The organism is Reyranella sp., assembly GCF_017305915.1.
Lineage (GTDB): Bacteria > Pseudomonadota > Alphaproteobacteria > Reyranellales > Reyranellaceae > Reyranella.
Genome location: NZ_JAFKJN010000013.1, coordinates 126,742 through 140,476, shown reverse-complemented (window position 1 = coordinate 140,476; position 13,735 = coordinate 126,742). Strand labels below are relative to the sequence as shown.

General features: G+C 67.5%; 20 protein-coding genes. 13 read left to right on the top strand and 7 right to left on the bottom strand.

The annotated features are described in order from the left end of the window. The 4 genes from J0J01_RS12075 to J0J01_RS12060 all read left to right on the top strand — a co-directional run bounded on the left by J0J01_RS12075 (position 1) and on the right by J0J01_RS12060 (position 3,244). Positions 1-219, top strand: a complete 219-nt coding sequence (locus tag J0J01_RS12075) for a DUF465 domain-containing protein (protein WP_296380844.1) — start codon at positions 1-3, stop codon at positions 217-219. Between the two features lie 7 nt (positions 220-226). Next, positions 227-745, top strand: a complete 519-nt coding sequence (purE, locus tag J0J01_RS12070; protein WP_296380841.1) for a 5-(carboxyamino)imidazole ribonucleotide mutase — start codon at positions 227-229, stop codon at positions 743-745. Between the two features lie 15 nt (positions 746-760). Next, a complete protein-coding gene (locus J0J01_RS12065; protein WP_296380840.1) occupies positions 761-1,825 on the top strand; it encodes a 5-(carboxyamino)imidazole ribonucleotide synthase in 1,065 nt (354 codons plus the stop codon). A gap of 141 nt (positions 1,826-1,966) precedes the next feature. Then, the gene (locus J0J01_RS12060) at positions 1,967-3,244 is read left to right on the top strand and encodes an alpha/beta hydrolase (RefSeq protein WP_296380838.1); all 1,278 of its coding nucleotides are present in this window, start codon (positions 1,967-1,969) and stop codon (positions 3,242-3,244) included. On the opposite strand, the gene J0J01_RS12055 is transcribed toward J0J01_RS12060, so the two are convergent. Next, complete coding sequence (locus J0J01_RS12055) at positions 3,241-3,873, bottom strand: COQ9 family protein (protein ID WP_296380836.1); 633 nt, start codon at positions 3,871-3,873, stop codon at positions 3,241-3,243. The two genes, J0J01_RS12060 and J0J01_RS12055, sit on opposite strands and share 4 nt — an antisense overlap. A gap of 125 nt (positions 3,874-3,998) precedes the next feature. On the opposite strand from J0J01_RS12055, the gene rpsU reads away from it, so the two are divergent. Continuing rightward, positions 3,999-4,202 (top strand): 30S ribosomal protein S21, encoded by a 204-nt coding sequence (gene rpsU, locus J0J01_RS12050; protein ID WP_020696578.1) that lies wholly within the window; start codon positions 3,999-4,001, stop codon positions 4,200-4,202. Between the two features lie 72 nt (positions 4,203-4,274). Here the strand turns inward: rpsU and J0J01_RS12045 are convergent, their stop codons facing one another. Continuing rightward, positions 4,275-5,252: a hypothetical protein gene (locus J0J01_RS12045; protein ID WP_296380833.1), complete on the bottom strand. Its 978-nt coding sequence runs from the start codon at positions 5,250-5,252 to the stop codon at positions 4,275-4,277. Between J0J01_RS12045 and J0J01_RS12040 the strand changes: the two genes are divergently transcribed. Genes J0J01_RS12040 through J0J01_RS12020 form a run of 5 tightly spaced genes read left to right on the top strand, consistent with a single transcriptional unit; the run spans position 5,236 to position 7,212 of the window. Continuing rightward, positions 5,236-5,601, top strand: coding sequence for a hypothetical protein (locus tag J0J01_RS12040; protein WP_296380831.1), 366 nt, complete (start codon positions 5,236-5,238; stop codon positions 5,599-5,601). The two genes, J0J01_RS12045 and J0J01_RS12040, sit on opposite strands and share 17 nt — an antisense overlap. 55 nt (positions 5,602-5,656) lie before the next feature. Next, positions 5,657-5,980 carry a metalloregulator ArsR/SmtB family transcription factor gene (locus J0J01_RS12035; RefSeq protein ID WP_296380829.1) on the top strand — a complete coding sequence of 108 codons (324 nt, stop codon included), beginning with the start codon at positions 5,657-5,659 and terminating at the stop codon, positions 5,978-5,980. Continuing rightward, positions 5,977-6,387, top strand: a complete 411-nt coding sequence (locus tag J0J01_RS12030) for an SRPBCC domain-containing protein (RefSeq protein ID WP_296380827.1) — start codon at positions 5,977-5,979, stop codon at positions 6,385-6,387. The genes J0J01_RS12035 and J0J01_RS12030 overlap by 4 nt, the downstream gene beginning before the upstream one ends. A 2-nt stretch (positions 6,388-6,389) precedes the next feature. Next, a complete protein-coding gene (locus J0J01_RS12025) occupies positions 6,390-6,806 on the top strand; it encodes a DUF1801 domain-containing protein (RefSeq protein ID WP_296380825.1) in 417 nt (138 codons plus the stop codon). Positions 6,807-6,840: 34 nt separating this feature from the next. Beyond that, on the top strand, positions 6,841-7,212 hold the full coding sequence (locus J0J01_RS12020) for a hypothetical protein (protein ID WP_296380824.1): 372 nt from the start codon (positions 6,841-6,843) through the stop codon (positions 7,210-7,212). A gap of 159 nt (positions 7,213-7,371) precedes the next feature. On the opposite strand, the gene J0J01_RS12015 is transcribed toward J0J01_RS12020, so the two are convergent. Together J0J01_RS12015 and J0J01_RS12010 are read right to left on the bottom strand one after the other, a co-directional pair. Then, the gene (locus J0J01_RS12015; RefSeq protein ID WP_296380822.1) at positions 7,372-7,542 is read right to left on the bottom strand and encodes a hypothetical protein; all 171 of its coding nucleotides are present in this window, start codon (positions 7,540-7,542) and stop codon (positions 7,372-7,374) included. Beyond that, entirely contained in the window at positions 7,543-8,691 is a 1,149-nt protein-coding gene (locus J0J01_RS12010) for an amidohydrolase family protein (protein WP_296380821.1), read from the bottom strand. 339 nt (positions 8,692-9,030) lie between these two features. Between J0J01_RS12010 and J0J01_RS12005 the strand changes: the two genes are divergently transcribed. The 3 genes from J0J01_RS12005 to J0J01_RS11995 are packed head-to-tail and all read left to right on the top strand — an operon-like array spanning position 9,031 to position 11,341. After that, positions 9,031-10,554 (top strand): amidohydrolase, encoded by a 1,524-nt coding sequence (locus tag J0J01_RS12005; protein ID WP_296380819.1) that lies wholly within the window; start codon positions 9,031-9,033, stop codon positions 10,552-10,554. Beyond that, positions 10,551-11,012, top strand: a complete 462-nt coding sequence (locus J0J01_RS12000; protein WP_296380817.1) for a nucleotidyltransferase domain-containing protein — start codon at positions 10,551-10,553, stop codon at positions 11,010-11,012. The genes J0J01_RS12005 and J0J01_RS12000 overlap by 4 nt, the downstream gene beginning before the upstream one ends. After that, positions 10,961-11,341: an aminoglycoside adenylyltransferase domain-containing protein gene (locus J0J01_RS11995; RefSeq protein ID WP_296380815.1), complete on the top strand. Its 381-nt coding sequence runs from the start codon at positions 10,961-10,963 to the stop codon at positions 11,339-11,341. Before J0J01_RS12000 ends, J0J01_RS11995 begins: the two co-directional genes overlap by 52 nt. Here J0J01_RS11995 and J0J01_RS11990 read toward each other — a convergent pair. From J0J01_RS11990 to J0J01_RS11980, 3 genes are read right to left on the bottom strand one after another with little or no spacing between them, the layout of a single operon-like run. Further along, positions 11,262-11,900, bottom strand: coding sequence for an HAD hydrolase-like protein (locus J0J01_RS11990; RefSeq protein WP_296380813.1), 639 nt, complete (start codon positions 11,898-11,900; stop codon positions 11,262-11,264). The genes J0J01_RS11995 and J0J01_RS11990 overlap by 80 nt on opposite strands. A 5-nt stretch (positions 11,901-11,905) precedes the next feature. Then, on the bottom strand, positions 11,906-12,283 hold the full coding sequence (locus tag J0J01_RS11985; RefSeq protein ID WP_296380812.1) for a rhodanese-like domain-containing protein: 378 nt from the start codon (positions 12,281-12,283) through the stop codon (positions 11,906-11,908). Positions 12,284-12,326: 43 nt separating this feature from the next. After that, positions 12,327-13,733, bottom strand: coding sequence for an NAD(P)(+) transhydrogenase (Re/Si-specific) subunit beta (locus tag J0J01_RS11980; protein WP_296380810.1), 1,407 nt, complete (start codon positions 13,731-13,733; stop codon positions 12,327-12,329). Positions 13,734-13,735 lie beyond the last annotated feature (2 nt).

Here is a 13,735-nt window from a genome sequence, read left to right as displayed (position 1 = left end):
ATGAGCAACGACACCGACCCGCTGGACGTCGAGGCGGTCAAGGCCAAGCTGGAAGCCTTGCGGATCGAGCACCGCGACCTCGACGAGGTGATCGACCGGCTGATCGAGCGCGCCCCGTTCGACCAGTTGCAGCTTCAGCGGCTGAAAAAGCGCAAGCTTGGGCTCAAGGACCAGATTACAAAGCTGGAAAGCCACCTCATCCCCGACATCATCGCCTGAGAGACGAATGGCCAAAGCGAAGAAGACCTCCCCCATGGTCGGCGTGATCATGGGCAGCCAGTCGGACTGGGCGACCATGAAACATGCCGCCGACACCCTGCAGGCGCTGGGCGTGCCGTTCGAGGCCAGGATCGTTTCCGCCCATCGGACCCCCAAACGCATGGCGGCCTATGCCGAAGGCGCGCAAAAACGCGGGCTGAAGGTGATCATCGCCGGTGCCGGCGGGGCGGCCCACCTGCCGGGCATGACGGCGGCCTTCACGACCCTGCCGGTGCTGGGCGTGCCGGTCGAAAGCGCCGCCCTGAAGGGGCAGGACAGCCTTCTTTCCATCGTCCAGATGCCGGCCGGAATCCCCGTCGGGACCCTGGCGATCGGTCGCTCGGGAGCCATCAATGCCGCGCTTCTGGCGGCCTCGATCGTCGGTCTTGGCGACGCCAAGATTGCGGCGGCGCTGGCCCGATGGCGGGCCCGGCAGACCGCGGCCGTCGCCGAGGCGCCGTCCGATGACGCGCCGGCCCATCGCTAGGCCCGTCGACGCGACATGAGGGACCGGATCATCCCGCCGGGAGCGACCATCGGCATCCTGGGCGCAGGGCAGTTGGGCCGCATGACGGCCCTGGCTGCGGCCCGGCTGGGCTACAAGGCGCTGAGCTACTCGCCTGAAGCCGACGCCATCGCCGGCCAGGTCGCCCCGCACATGCAGGGCGAGTACGACGACACCGCCGCGTTAGCCCGCTTCGCGGCCCAGGTCGACGTCATCACCTACGAATTCGAGAACGTGCCCGAGGCCACGGTCGTGGCCTGCGAGAAGCACAAGCCGGTACGGCCGGGTGTGCGGCCGATCCACTTCGCCCAGCACCGGCTGCGCGAGAAGGCGTTCTTCCGCCAGGCCGGCCTCGGCACCGCGGCATACCAGGCGATCCACACCCTGGCCGACGTCGCGGGCGCGACCGCGCTCCCCGGCATCCTCAAGACCTGCACCGACGGCTATGACGGCAAGGGCCAGGCGCGCGTCGCCAACAAGGAGCAGCTGGCGGAATCCTGGGAGAAGCTCGGCCGGCGCGAATGCATCCTCGAGGCGCTGGTCGATTTCCAGGCCGAGGTCTCGGCCATCGTGGCACGCGGGCTGGACGGCCGGACGCGCTGCTTCCCGATCGGGCTGAACGACCATCGCGACGGCATCCTGCGGACCACGACGGTGCCGTCGGGCCTGCCGGCTGCGGTCGTGACCGAGGCGGAGCGGCTGGGCGTGCGGCTCGCCAACAGCCTGGAGCTGGTGGGCCTCGTCGCGCTGGAGATGTTCGTCACGAAGGACGGCCGCGTGCTCGCCAACGAGATGGCGCCGCGGCCGCACAATTCAGGGCACTGGACGATCGACGCCTGCACCACCAGCCAGTTCGAGCAGCTCGTGCGGGCGGTCTGCGGCCTGCCGCTGGGCGCAGTCGATGTGCTGGCGCCGTCCCGCATGGAGAACCTGATCGGCGACGAGGCCAACGACTGGCTGCGCTACCTGTCGGATCCGACGGCGCGACTGCATCTCTACGGCAAGGCCAAGGCGCGGCCCGGCCGCAAGATGGGACATGTCACTTTCCTGACGCTCGGCTGAGCCGCACAGCTTCGGGTTTGCGCCCGAAAAAATTTTCGCTTCTCTCCCTTCTACGCAAAGTTGTAGCGTTCCGCCGCCATCAATCGTGGTGTGTGGGCACCCGTAGGTGTGCGGGTGTCGAAGCTTGGGGAGCTTGAAAAAATGGCGCATGCAATCATCGTCCTGCCCGGGACGACGGGGACGAGTCTGGTCGCGAACCAGGCTGACGAAACCTCTCAGACGCCGGTGTGGGAATATTGGGCCGTTCGCGAGGGCGCGGTTCTCCCTTCGACGGGGGCCGATGCCCTGGAGAAGGCGCTCTATGCCGGCCGGCCCGGCGGATATGGCAAGAAGGACAAGAAGACGGGCCTGCCCAAAGGCTACCCTTCGCTGATCGACTCGATCGTCACGGCCGCCCAGAACGCCAAAGCGACCTATGTTCCGATGTACACGACCTGGCCGACCAACACGCCGCCGATCAGCCCGCCGCAGCAGCAACAACCGTGGCTCCAGTGGCCCCTGACCGCCAACGCGGTGATCGGCTGGGGCTACGACTGGCGCCAGGACAATCTGACGGTCACGGCGCTGATGCTGCAGAACTTCCTGTACAGCCTCGTCAGCAGCAGTCCGGCCGTCGACAAGATCACCCTGATCGGCCACAGCATGGGCGGGCTCGTCTCGCGGACCTACCTCGAGCATGTCGGTGTGAACGACACGACCATCATGCCGAAGATCGACCAGCTGATCACCCTGGGAACGCCGCATCTCGGCGCCCCGCTCGCCCTGGGGCCGATTTCACACACGCTCGATATCAATCTCAGTGGCCAGGGCAGCGGCAATGCCTTCATCGCGCTGTTGCACGACGTCCTCGACGTCCTCGAGCAGCCGGCGGTCGACAACGTCATCAAGATGGTCGACATGGTCGTGAACAGCAACCCGATGGGCATCAGCACCTATCAGCTGCTGCCGCCCGGCTTTACCCCGTTCATCTCGTCGGACGGCACCGACTATTCGATCTTCGCCAACAACCTGCCCGCCGGGCTGGTGGGGCTGCTGAAGGACGCCGGCATGCTCCAGACGAACCTGACCTGCGCCGGCAATCTGTTCAACGTCCTGAACTACACGGGCACGCCGGCGAACATCGCCTACAACTGCCTCTACGGCATCGTCGGCACGGGCAATACCGCCTACGACCCGTCGCTGGCGGGCCAGATCTATACCACCACCGGCTACAGCTACACGCCGGGCGCCATGGGCGGGCCGTTGCAGCCTGTGGAGACCGACAACGGCGGCGATCTCGTGGTGCCCAAGGTCAGCGCCATGTTCACCGGGAACAGTTCGGTCACCACCTATGAAGTGCCCGGCGCGGACCACATCTCCATGCCGAGCAATCCAGCCATCCAGACGAAGGTGAACGCGCTGCTGAACTTCGCCAGCTAACGGCGCGCCATGCGGGGCCCGGCGGCGTTGCGCAGCCGGCCCTTCCATTTCTCGAACGACATCACATTGTCGATGCGGCGGTCGAGGAAGCTCCAGGTCGCCTCGTTGCCCTCCGAGCGGTCGTTCAGCCAGTAGAGCAGCGTCGAGCTGAACACCCCCGCCAGGGTGGCGCGCTTGGTGTAGAAGTTGAAATCGGTGCTGGTGTCGCCGGCGGCGTACCAGATGGCGTCGACGGTGCGGTAGAGCAGCTTCAGCGCCAGCGGGCCGTTGAACGGCAAGGCCAGCAGGGCGAGGCCGCGGCGGACCGATTCCTTGCCGCCGACCGTGTGCTCGATCCGGGTCCGGACGGCGGTCTTGATGCGCTCGCGGATCTTGAGTCCCTCCACCCCGGCCTGCTCCAGGGCGGCGACGGTGCGCTGGTCGGCGCGCCCGGAGAGGTAGGCCAGGACGTCGACCGGGCCGCCCGGGAACAGGCGCTCGGCGTCGGGGCCGGCGCCGATCTGTCGGGCGGCGGTCCGCAGCGCCTGGCCGCTCCAGCCGGTGAAGGCGGCTTCGCTGGCCATAGCCTCGGCCAAACGGTCGCGTAGGGCGGAATCGGGGTCCGAATCGATCGTCCGGGGGGCATCCATGCGACACATATATGCCGTCGGGCGGGGCTTCCCAAGGGGCGGCCCCTGTGATACCACCCCCGCCTCGAATTCCGGCCCCGGAGGATTTCGTCCGGGGCGCTTGGGCTTGGAAGGAAGCGATCGAAGTGCAGGTTCTCGTCCGCGAAAACAATGTCGATCAGGCGCTGCGCGTCCTGAAGAAGAAGATGCAGCGCGAAGGGATCTTCCGCGAGATGAAGCTCCGCCGTAATTACGAGAAGCCCTCCGAGCGCCGCGCCCGCGAGCGCGCCGAAGCCATCCGGCGCACCCGCAAGCTGATGCGCAAGCGCATGGAGCGCGAGGGCTACTAGGCCCTTCGCCCAAGCTTCGGAACGAGACGACGACCCCCGGCATCCCCGGGGGTTTTGTTTTGGGCGAAGAGGTCAGCGCGTCTTGGCCCCGATGACGATCCGGATGGGCGCTTCGGTCGGGCCAGGCGTCTGGGGGCCGTTGAGCATGCCGCGGAAGCGGCCCCAGCTGGCCCCGGCCGGCCAATCTCCCTTCGCCGCATTGAACCCGGCGGCGCGCAAGGCCTCCACGACTGCGGCCGCAGCCTCGTTGGTTGCCGGGTCGCTGCCGTCCTTGATCAGCACGACCACGCCGAAAATGCCTCCGACACCCGACCACGTCCATGTCGCCTGTGCCCAGCCGGCGTCGCCGAGATAGCCGGCGATCGTCGCGCCGACCGGTGCCGCGTCCTGGACTTCATCGACGACGTACACTGCGGCCTTGGTACCGGCGTATTTCCTGAGGCTCTCGACGATCGGCGATGTCGGCGAGGGTCGCGCCTCCGGGCTTGCGGCGGCACTTGCGGGTGCGGCCTCCTCCCTGGGCTGAGCCGTCTCCGCCGCAGGAGCCTGGGCCGGCTCCGGCGCGCGTGCGCCCGCCTCCTTGACCAGCTTTGCGAGCTCGGCCACCCGCTTGCGGACTTCCTCCGCATCGATCTCCGCCGACCGCGCCTGCTCGCGGGAGGTCGCACTCTCGCGAGTGGCTTGCGCCGCCCGTGCGTCGGCGTCGGCGGCGGCCTGTTCGAGCTCGGTCGTCCGCCCTTGCGCCGTCGTGACCTTCCGTTCCAGCTCCGTCGTCCGCTCGCGCTCAGTGGAGACTTTCTGCTCGAGCTCGACGGCGTGCTTTCCCATCTCGGCCTTGTATCGATCGAAGGCGGCCTGCTCGTGGGCGCGCACGGCCCCGCCGGCCTTGAACGACAACCAGGTCGTGGTCGCGAGCGCCGTGACGGACAAGACGGTGGCGACGAGGCTCACGATCACGGCTCTGTCCAGGACCGTCGCCCATCCGCGAAGCTGCTCGATATCCATGTTCCCCGGCTTGTTGGAGCGCATCGCCGTGACGGTGATCGCCATTGTGCTTGGCCTATGCGCGTTACGTGTGCTCGTCGAGACGACCAGTGTATTGCTTTGCCATAGTCCGTCACCGATTTCGAAATCAACAGGCGGCCTACCGGCGGCATCCGCGATGATATTTGTGTGGCGCGCGGCCCAGTCCGTAGAGGCGGTTTATCCACAGGGATTCCCGGTGAAGCCGTTCGCAGACATTCAGCACGTCGGCCGCCTGCTGGCGTCGGTGGCGCACGCCGAGATCATGCCGAGGTTTCGAAACCTCACGCCGGCGGGTGTGCGGGAGAAATCGTCGGCCTTCGACGTGGTCACCGAAGCCAATGAAGCCGCCGAAGAAGCCATCGCACGCGCTTGACTCATTCATATCCCGCTGGTTATGAGAAACCCATAGCTGACGGGTTATCGATCAGATGCCGAACACGCACGACGTGCTCTTCCGGACGCTCGCCGATCCGACGCGGCGGGCGCTGTTCGAGCGTTTATGCCGCGAGGGCGAGCAGACGGTCGGGGCGCTGACGGCGCGGGCCGGCATCTCGCAGCCGGCGGTCTCCAAGCATCTCGGCGTGCTGAAGCGGGCCGGGCTGGTGCGCGACCGTCCCGACGGCCGGCTGACGCACTACAGCGCGCAGCTCGGCGCGCTGGCGCCATTGATCGACTGGACCAGCCGGATGACCGGCTTCTGGCAGAGCAAGTTCGACCACCTCGAAGACCTGCTGAAAAGGATGGACCAATGACCGAAGCCGCGACCGAGGCCCTCTCCGTCGTCGTCGAGCGCGACATCCCCCATCCGCCGGAGAAGATCTGGCGCGCGCTGACGCAGCCGCACCTGATCGAGGCGTGGCTGATGAAGAGCGACTTCAAGCCGGCCGTCGACCATCGCTTCAACTTCACCGCCGACTGGGGCGCGGTCGACTGCAAGGTGCTGACCGTCGAGCCGCACCGGACGCTGTCCTACACCTGGACGGCCCATGGCCTGGAGAGCGTCGTCACCTGGACCCTCACCCCGACGGGCACGGGCACGCACCTGCGTATGGAGCAGTTGGGCTTCCGGCCGGATCAGCGGCAGGCCTATCAGGGCGCCCGGCATGGCTGGCCGCAATTCTTCGCCAAGCTCGAGACGGTACTGGAGCGAGAGGGCTGAGCATGAAGAAGACGACCGCGACGCCCTCAAGCAGCGGGTCCGCCTCGACGCTGATCGACGGGCGGATCAAGGAGCTGGGCGACTGGCGCGGCCGGACGCTCGCCCACGTCCGCGCCCTCATCAAGCAGGTCGATCCCGGAGTGGTCGAGACGTGGAAATGGCGCGGCGTGCCGGTGTGGGAGCATGACGGCATCCTCTGCACCGGCGAGACCTACAAGGCGGCGGTGAAGCTCACCTTCGCCCAGGGCGCCGCGCTCGACGATCCCGCGAAGCTGTTCAACGCGAGCCTCGAGGGCAACATCCGGCGCGCGATCGACATCCATGAGGACGACAAGATCGACGAAAAAGCTTTCAAGGTGCTCATCGAGGCCGCCGTGGCGCTGAACACCTCCAAATCGAAGAAGGCCAGGAGCCGATAGCCGCGCATCCGGCGCGTCGCTTAAGATACCGCGCGTGAGAACGACCCTTCCGCGGCTTGCCGCCCTCCTCGCCCTGTCGACCGCCGGCGATGCCGCGGCGGCCGACGAAGTCCGCTTCCGGCTGGTCAACGGCACCGACTTCCCGATCCGCGCCCTGGTGCTGTCGCAGGCCAACCTGGCCGCCTGGGGGCCCAACGTGCTGGCGCCGCCCTCGATCAAGCCCGGCGAGGCCCGCGAGGTCACGGTCAAGGGAGCCTTCTTCGCCTGCAATCTCGACCTGAAGGTCACGTTCGACGTCAACGCGTCGGAGCCGGTATGGCAGTACCTCAATGTCTGCGAGCTGAAGAAGATCCGGCTGCGCTTCGATCAGATGAGCGGCGTCACCACCGCGTCCTACGAGGAGTGACGGCTGCGATAAGGAAAATCCAATTGCAGTCTCTTGTCCGGGCGTCCGGAGCGTCCGCGGGCGTCCGGCCTGGGGGGTGGTGCCCGGATTCCCGGATTCTCGACAAAATCCTTATGGAATCGGCATCGGAGGCGTCCGGCCCTCCGCCGGATTCGGTGCCTACCGCACGTTGGGGTCGTATGGCGTGACCGGCAGGCCGGTCTCCGCGCCGCCGCGGTTGGGGCCGCCATAGCCCTGGTAGCGGCCGTCGTCGGGGATGCCCTTGCAGCCGGTCGTGCCGATCAGCAGCACGGCCAGCAGCGAGGCAAGCGCGGGAAGGCCGCGGCCCACTCAGTTCAGCCCGTACAACCGCGCGACGTTGTCGTGCACGATCTTCTTCTGCACCGCCGGCGAGAAGCCCGAGAGGTTCTGGGCCAGCGTGTCGCGGCTGTTGGGCCACAGGCAATCGGGGTGCGGATAGTCGGCGCCCCAGATGATGTTGTCCTCGCCGATCAGCGGCACGATCGGCTCGAGGAACTTGTCCTGCTGGTAAGTGACGTAGCCCTGGCGGCGGAAGTAGTCGCTGGGCTTCATCCTGAAGCCGAGCTGGCGGGCGCGGTCGTGATACTCGGTGTCGAGCCGGTCGAACACGTAGGGCAGCCAGGTCACGCCCGATTCGCCCAGCACGAAGTTGAAGTCGGGATACTTCTCGCAGGCGCCCGAGGCGAGCAGCGAGACCAGCACCTCCATGGTGTCGAGCTGGAACAGCGCCGAGCGCACCAGGCGGTGCTGGACGGCGTACTGCTTCTCCATCTCCGGCGTATCGGGCGCGCGCACGTTCTTGAAGCCGGTCGAATGGAAGGAGATCGGGAACTTGCACTCCGCCGCCGCCTCCCACAGCGGATACCAGCCGTGGTGGTAGAGCGGCAGGCTCATGCGCTTGAAGGCGAGGTCGCCGCCCTTCAGCCCCATCCTGGCGCAGCGCCGCACTTCGGCGGCAGCGACGACGGGATCGGTGTTGGGGATGATGGCCAGCGGAAACACGCGGTTGGGATCGGCGCGGCGGGCGAAGTCGGCGGCCCAGTCGTTGTAGCGCTCGTTCACCCAGTTCCGGAGCGCGACGTCGTCGACCATGTCGTTGACCATCAGGCAGCCGTAGATGATCTCCTTGGCAAGCCCGTCGCGGTCGAGATCGGCGATCCGCAGTTCGGGTGTCGTCGGCCGCGGCTTGGCGCCGGGATAGGAATCCCAGTCGAAGCCGGCGTCCTTCATCTCGTCGATGTGGCCGAACGCGCCCTTGGTGTAGGGCAGGAAGCCCGGGCCGACGCCGTTCCACATGCCGCGGTCCTTGTCGTCGACGAACCAGTGCTGGCCGTCGTTGCGCTCCTCGACACGCGGTGCGTTCTGTTTCCATTTGTCGGGCGCCTGCGCCGACCACAGGTCGGCGGGGCAGTAGGTCAGGTCGATGTGGTTGTCGCCCGAAATCAGCTCGTGCTGCATGGCCGTTCCATCTCCTGGTTCTGACGATCATGCTACAGGGGTTATCCGCAGCCCCTCAAGCCGGATCGCTTGCAGCGGCGGCATGGCTGAGGGCACTTTCCCGCCCGGTATGGTCCAGTTCGGCTAGTTCTGCGGTCGGCAACCTCGTGCCGGTCGGGCACGGCCTGCGCGCCCACGCTGATCCCGCCGCCATCGCCGGCTCAACATCATCCCCGACAACGTGGTCGGGCTGATGGCCAAGCTCGAACGGCGAGGATGTTGCTGTGACAGGCTGCTCGCCATGGCACTGGGGCGATTCGAGTCGCCTTCGTGGCACCATGTTTGCGAGACTGTGGCCGCATGGCCCAGAAACCTTCGACGAAGCCTCCCGCTCACACCGTCATTCGCGGCGGCAAGCTCCTCGACATCGATCGTCGCCAGGCGGTGCCGGCCGACATCCTGATCAAGGGAGACACGATCGCGCAGATCGGACGGCCCAACATGGCCGCACCGGAAGGCGCAGCGGTGATCGATGCGCGAAACCGGCTGATGCATCCCGGCCTGATCAACGCGCACACGCACGGGCCGGGGAACCTCGGCAAGGGACTCTACGATCGCTGGTCGCTCGAGCTGTTGCTGACGGCGAGCCAGTGGGTCGGCATCGGCCGTACGCTGGATGACAAACATCTCTCGGCCAAGATCGGCGCGGCCGAGATGCTGCTGAAAGGCTGCACCGCAGCCTACGATCTCGCCGCCGAGTTCCCGCTGCCGTCGGTCGAGGGCCTGTCGGCGATGGCGCGCGGCTACGAGGAGGCCGGCATGCGCTGCGTGCTGGCGCCGATGGTGGCCGACCTCACCTTCTTCGAGGCGATCCCGGGATTGATGGAGCGCCTGTCGCCGGGCCTGCAGAAAGAGGTCGAGAGCTTCAGGCTGGCGCCGTGGAAGGCCACGGCCAAGCAGATGAAGAAGGCGCTGCAGAAGTGGCCGTTCGAGACGGTGCATCTCGCGCTGGCGCCGACCATCCCGCACCATTGCAGCGACGCCTTCCTGCTCTCCTGCCGCGACCTCGCCAGGGAATACGATGTCGGCCTGCATACACACGTCGCCGAATCCAAGGTGCAGGTGATCGCGGGCTTCAAGCGCTATGGCAGCACGCTCACCGCCCACATGGACGAGCTCGGCCTGGTGACCGACCGCTTCACGGTGGCGCACGGCGTGTGGCTCGACAACGACGACATGAAGCGGCTGGGCGACCGCGGCGCCTCGGTGGCGCACAACCCCGGCTCCAACATGCGGCTGGGCAACGGGCTCGCCGACGTGCGCGGCATGATGAACGCCAAGATCAATGTCGGCATCGGCACCGACGGCGCCAACTGCTCGGACAACCAGAACGTCTACGAGGCGATGCGGCTCGCCTCCTTCGCCTCCAAGGTGCAGGGGCCGGACCACGACCGCTGGGTCACCACCGAGGAAGCGCTGCGGGCCGCGACCGAAGGCGGCGCCCGTGCGCTCGGCCTCGCCACGCAGATCGGCAAGATCGCGCCGGGCTACAAGGCCGACATCGTCTTCCTCGACCTGCATCACATCAACTGGATCCCGATGAACGACCCGGTGAACCAGATCGTGCACACCGAGGACGGCAGCGCCGTGCATTCGGTGATGGTCGGCGGCCGCCTGGTCGTCGAGGACCGCAAGCTGCTTACCGTCGATCTCGCCCAGCTCGCCGACCAGGCGGCCGCCTCGCAGATGCGCCGCGCCAAGCCGATGGGCGACGCCCGCAAGCTCTACCACCGGCTGGAGAAGGTGGTCGGCGCCTTCTGCCCCGGCCTCGCCAAGGCGCCGCTGCACATCCACCGCTTCGGCGCCAGCCACCATCACCCTTGAGCTGGACGGCCTACCCCGAGATCGACCAAGTCCTGGCGGCGCTGCTGTCCGAAAGCCGCGCCCTCCTCGGCGATGACCTCTTCGGCATGTACCTGTTCGGCTCGCTGACCAGCGGCGGCTTCGACGAAGAAACCAGCGATATCGACTTCGTCGTCGTGACCCGGAGCGATCCCATGGCACGGCAGACCGAGCTCGGCGCGCTGAACCGGCGGATCCAGGCCTCCGGTTCGCCTTGGGCGGCCAAGCTCGAAGGCTCGTTCCTGCCCCTGCGCGTGTTCGAGGACTTCAATCCCGCGGGCACGATGTTCCCCACCATCGGCATGGGCGGCTGGTACGGGCTGGATCACACAAGGGCATCGAGCGCGCGCTGCAGCGCTTCATGCTGCGCGAGCATGGCATTGCCCTGGTGGGTCCCGAGCCGAGGAGCTTCATCGCGCCGGTCGATCCGCAAGACCTGAAGGCGGAAACGCTCGATGTGCTGCACGGCTGGTGGCAGTCGCAGCTCGACGATCCCGTGCGGCTCAAGCGCCGCGGCTACCAGGCCTATGCCGTCCTCACCATGTGCCGCATGCTCTACACGCTCGAGACCGGCGACGTGGCGTCCAAGCCCGCCGCCGCACGCTGGGCCCGCCCGCGCGTCGCCGAGCCATGGCGCGGCTTGATCGACCGCGCCCTCGTCTGGCGCGACGGTGACGGCGTCGACGATTTCACGACGACGCGGGATCTGATCCGATGGATGCTGGGCACAGCTCGAGGATCGCCGCTTCCAGCCCGGCCACGTCCGTGACCTCGGCATCCGGCGTCTCGGCCGGCGAGCGCGGCTTCTGCTTGCGATAGCGGCCTGTCCTGAAGCGGATCGTCGCCATGCCGAGCGCCTTGGCCGGCGCGATGTCCCGATCGAGACGGTCCGCCACCACGATGCAGTCGGCCGGCGGCACGCCCGGGTCGCCGTAAACGAAGAGATCGCCGAGTCCGGCCCGTTCGATCCGCTCGCGCTCGGCCTCTGCGACGGCGAGCGTCAGGCCGGCTTTGCGCAGTTTCCGCAGCAGGCCGTCGATGTCCGGGCGGAGCTGGAAGACGTCGAGGTTGCCGGTCATCGCCTGCACGCGCTGGCGCACGCGCTCGACCGTGCGCGGGTCGCCGCACAGCGTCTCGATCATGTGGACGTGTGCATCGGGCGCGAACGCCACGACGGCCTTCTCCGAGGCCTCCTCGATCGCCGCCTGGTCGATGCGGATGCCCTCCAGGCCGCAGGCCGAGGCGATCGCGCCGTCCAGCGCGATCTCGCGGGCGAACTCCATGTCGATCGGCCCGCCGACGTCGAACAGGACGGCGCGGCGGGGCAACGGCGTCAGGCCTTCTCGACCGAGCCTCCGGCCTGCACCCAGCCCTGGAAGCCGCCGAGGTTGCGGACGTTGTCGTAGCCCATGTCCTTCAGCGTCTTGCCGACCAGCGCCGAGCGGCCGCCCGAGGCGCAGTAACAGACCACCATCTTGGAGCGGTCGAACGCCTTGTCGTGCATCGGCGAGGCCGGGTCGGCGCGGAACTCGACCAGCCCGCGCGGCACCGCGACCGCACCCGGCACCTTGCCCGAGGACGCGACCTCCGGCGGCTCGCGGACGTCGAGAAACAGCACGTCGGCCTTGCCGACCAGCGCCTTGGCCTCCTGCGGGCTGATCATGGGCACCGCGGCCTGCGCCTCGGCGAGCATCGATTGAACGGTCTTCATGGCGTTCCTCCGCATTTGCGAGGCTCGCCGCGAACGGCGCTCCTCAGTGAGCCGAGCCCTCCAAGGCCTTTACGATGTTCTCGCACATCACCTTGGCATCGGCGAACAGCATCATGGTGTTGTCGCGGAAGAACAGCTCGTTGTCGACGCCGGCATAGCCCGACGACATGCCGCGCTTGACGAACAGCACGGTCTGCGCCCGCTCGACGTCGAGGATCGGCATGCCGTAGATCGGGCTCTGCGGATCGGTCTTGGCCGCCGGGTTGGTGACGTCGTTGGCGCCGATCACGAAGGCGACGTCGGTCGAGGCGAAGTCGCGGTTGATGTCGTCGAGCTCGAAAACCTCGTCGTAGGGCACGTTGGCCTCGGCCAGCAGCACGTTCATGTGGCCCGGCATGCGGCCGGCCACCGGGTGGATGGCGTAGCGCACCTGCACGCCGTCCTTCTTCAGGATGTCGGCCATCTCGCGCAGCGCGTGCTGGGCCTGCGCCACCGCCATGCCGTAGCCCGGCACGATGACCACGCTCTGGGAATTCTTCATCAGGAAGGCGGCGTCCTCCGCGGACCCCGCCTTGACCGGCTTGTCGGACTTGTGGGCCGCCGCCCCTGCCGCCGAGCTGTCGGTGCCGAAGCCGCCCAGGATCACGTTGAAGATCGAGCGGTTCATGCCCTTGCACATGATGTAGCTCAGGATCGCGCCCGAGCTGCCGACCAGCGCGCCGGTGACGATCAGCGCGGTGTTGCCCAGGGTGAAGCCGATGCCCGCCGCCGCCCAGCCCGAATAGGAGTTCAGCATCGAGACGACGACCGGCATGTCGGCGCCGCCGATCGGCAGGATCAGCAGGAAGCCGACCGCCAGCGACAGCGCGATCAGCAGCATAAAGGTGATCGGATGGCCGCGCATGGCGAACCACACCAGCAGCAGCAGCAGCGCCACGCCGATCAGCGCGTTGAGCGGATGCTGGCCGCGGAAGATCAGCGGCGCGCCCGTGACCAGGCCCTGCAGCTTGGCGAAGGCGACGATCGAGCCGGTGAAGGTAATGGCGCCGATGATCGTGCCCAACCCCATCTCGACCAGGCTCTGGGTCTTGACATGGCCGGGCGAGCCGATGCCGAAGGCCTCCGGCGAGACGAACGCCGAGGCCGCGACGAACACCGCCGCCAGGCCGACCAGCGAATGGAAGGCGGCGACCAGCTGGGGCAGCGCCGTCATGTGGATCCGCATCGCCACCACCGTGCCGATCGTGCCGCCGACCAGCAGGCCGCCGATGATCAGCCACGGCGAAACGACGCCCGGGGTCGCCACGGTGACGCCGATGGCGACCACCATGCCGACGATGCCGTAGAGGTTGCCGCCGCGCGACGTCTCGGGCGACGACAGCCCGCGCAGCGCCATGATGAAGCAGATGGCGGCGATCAGATAGCCGTAGGCGGCCAGTTCCTGGGTCATCG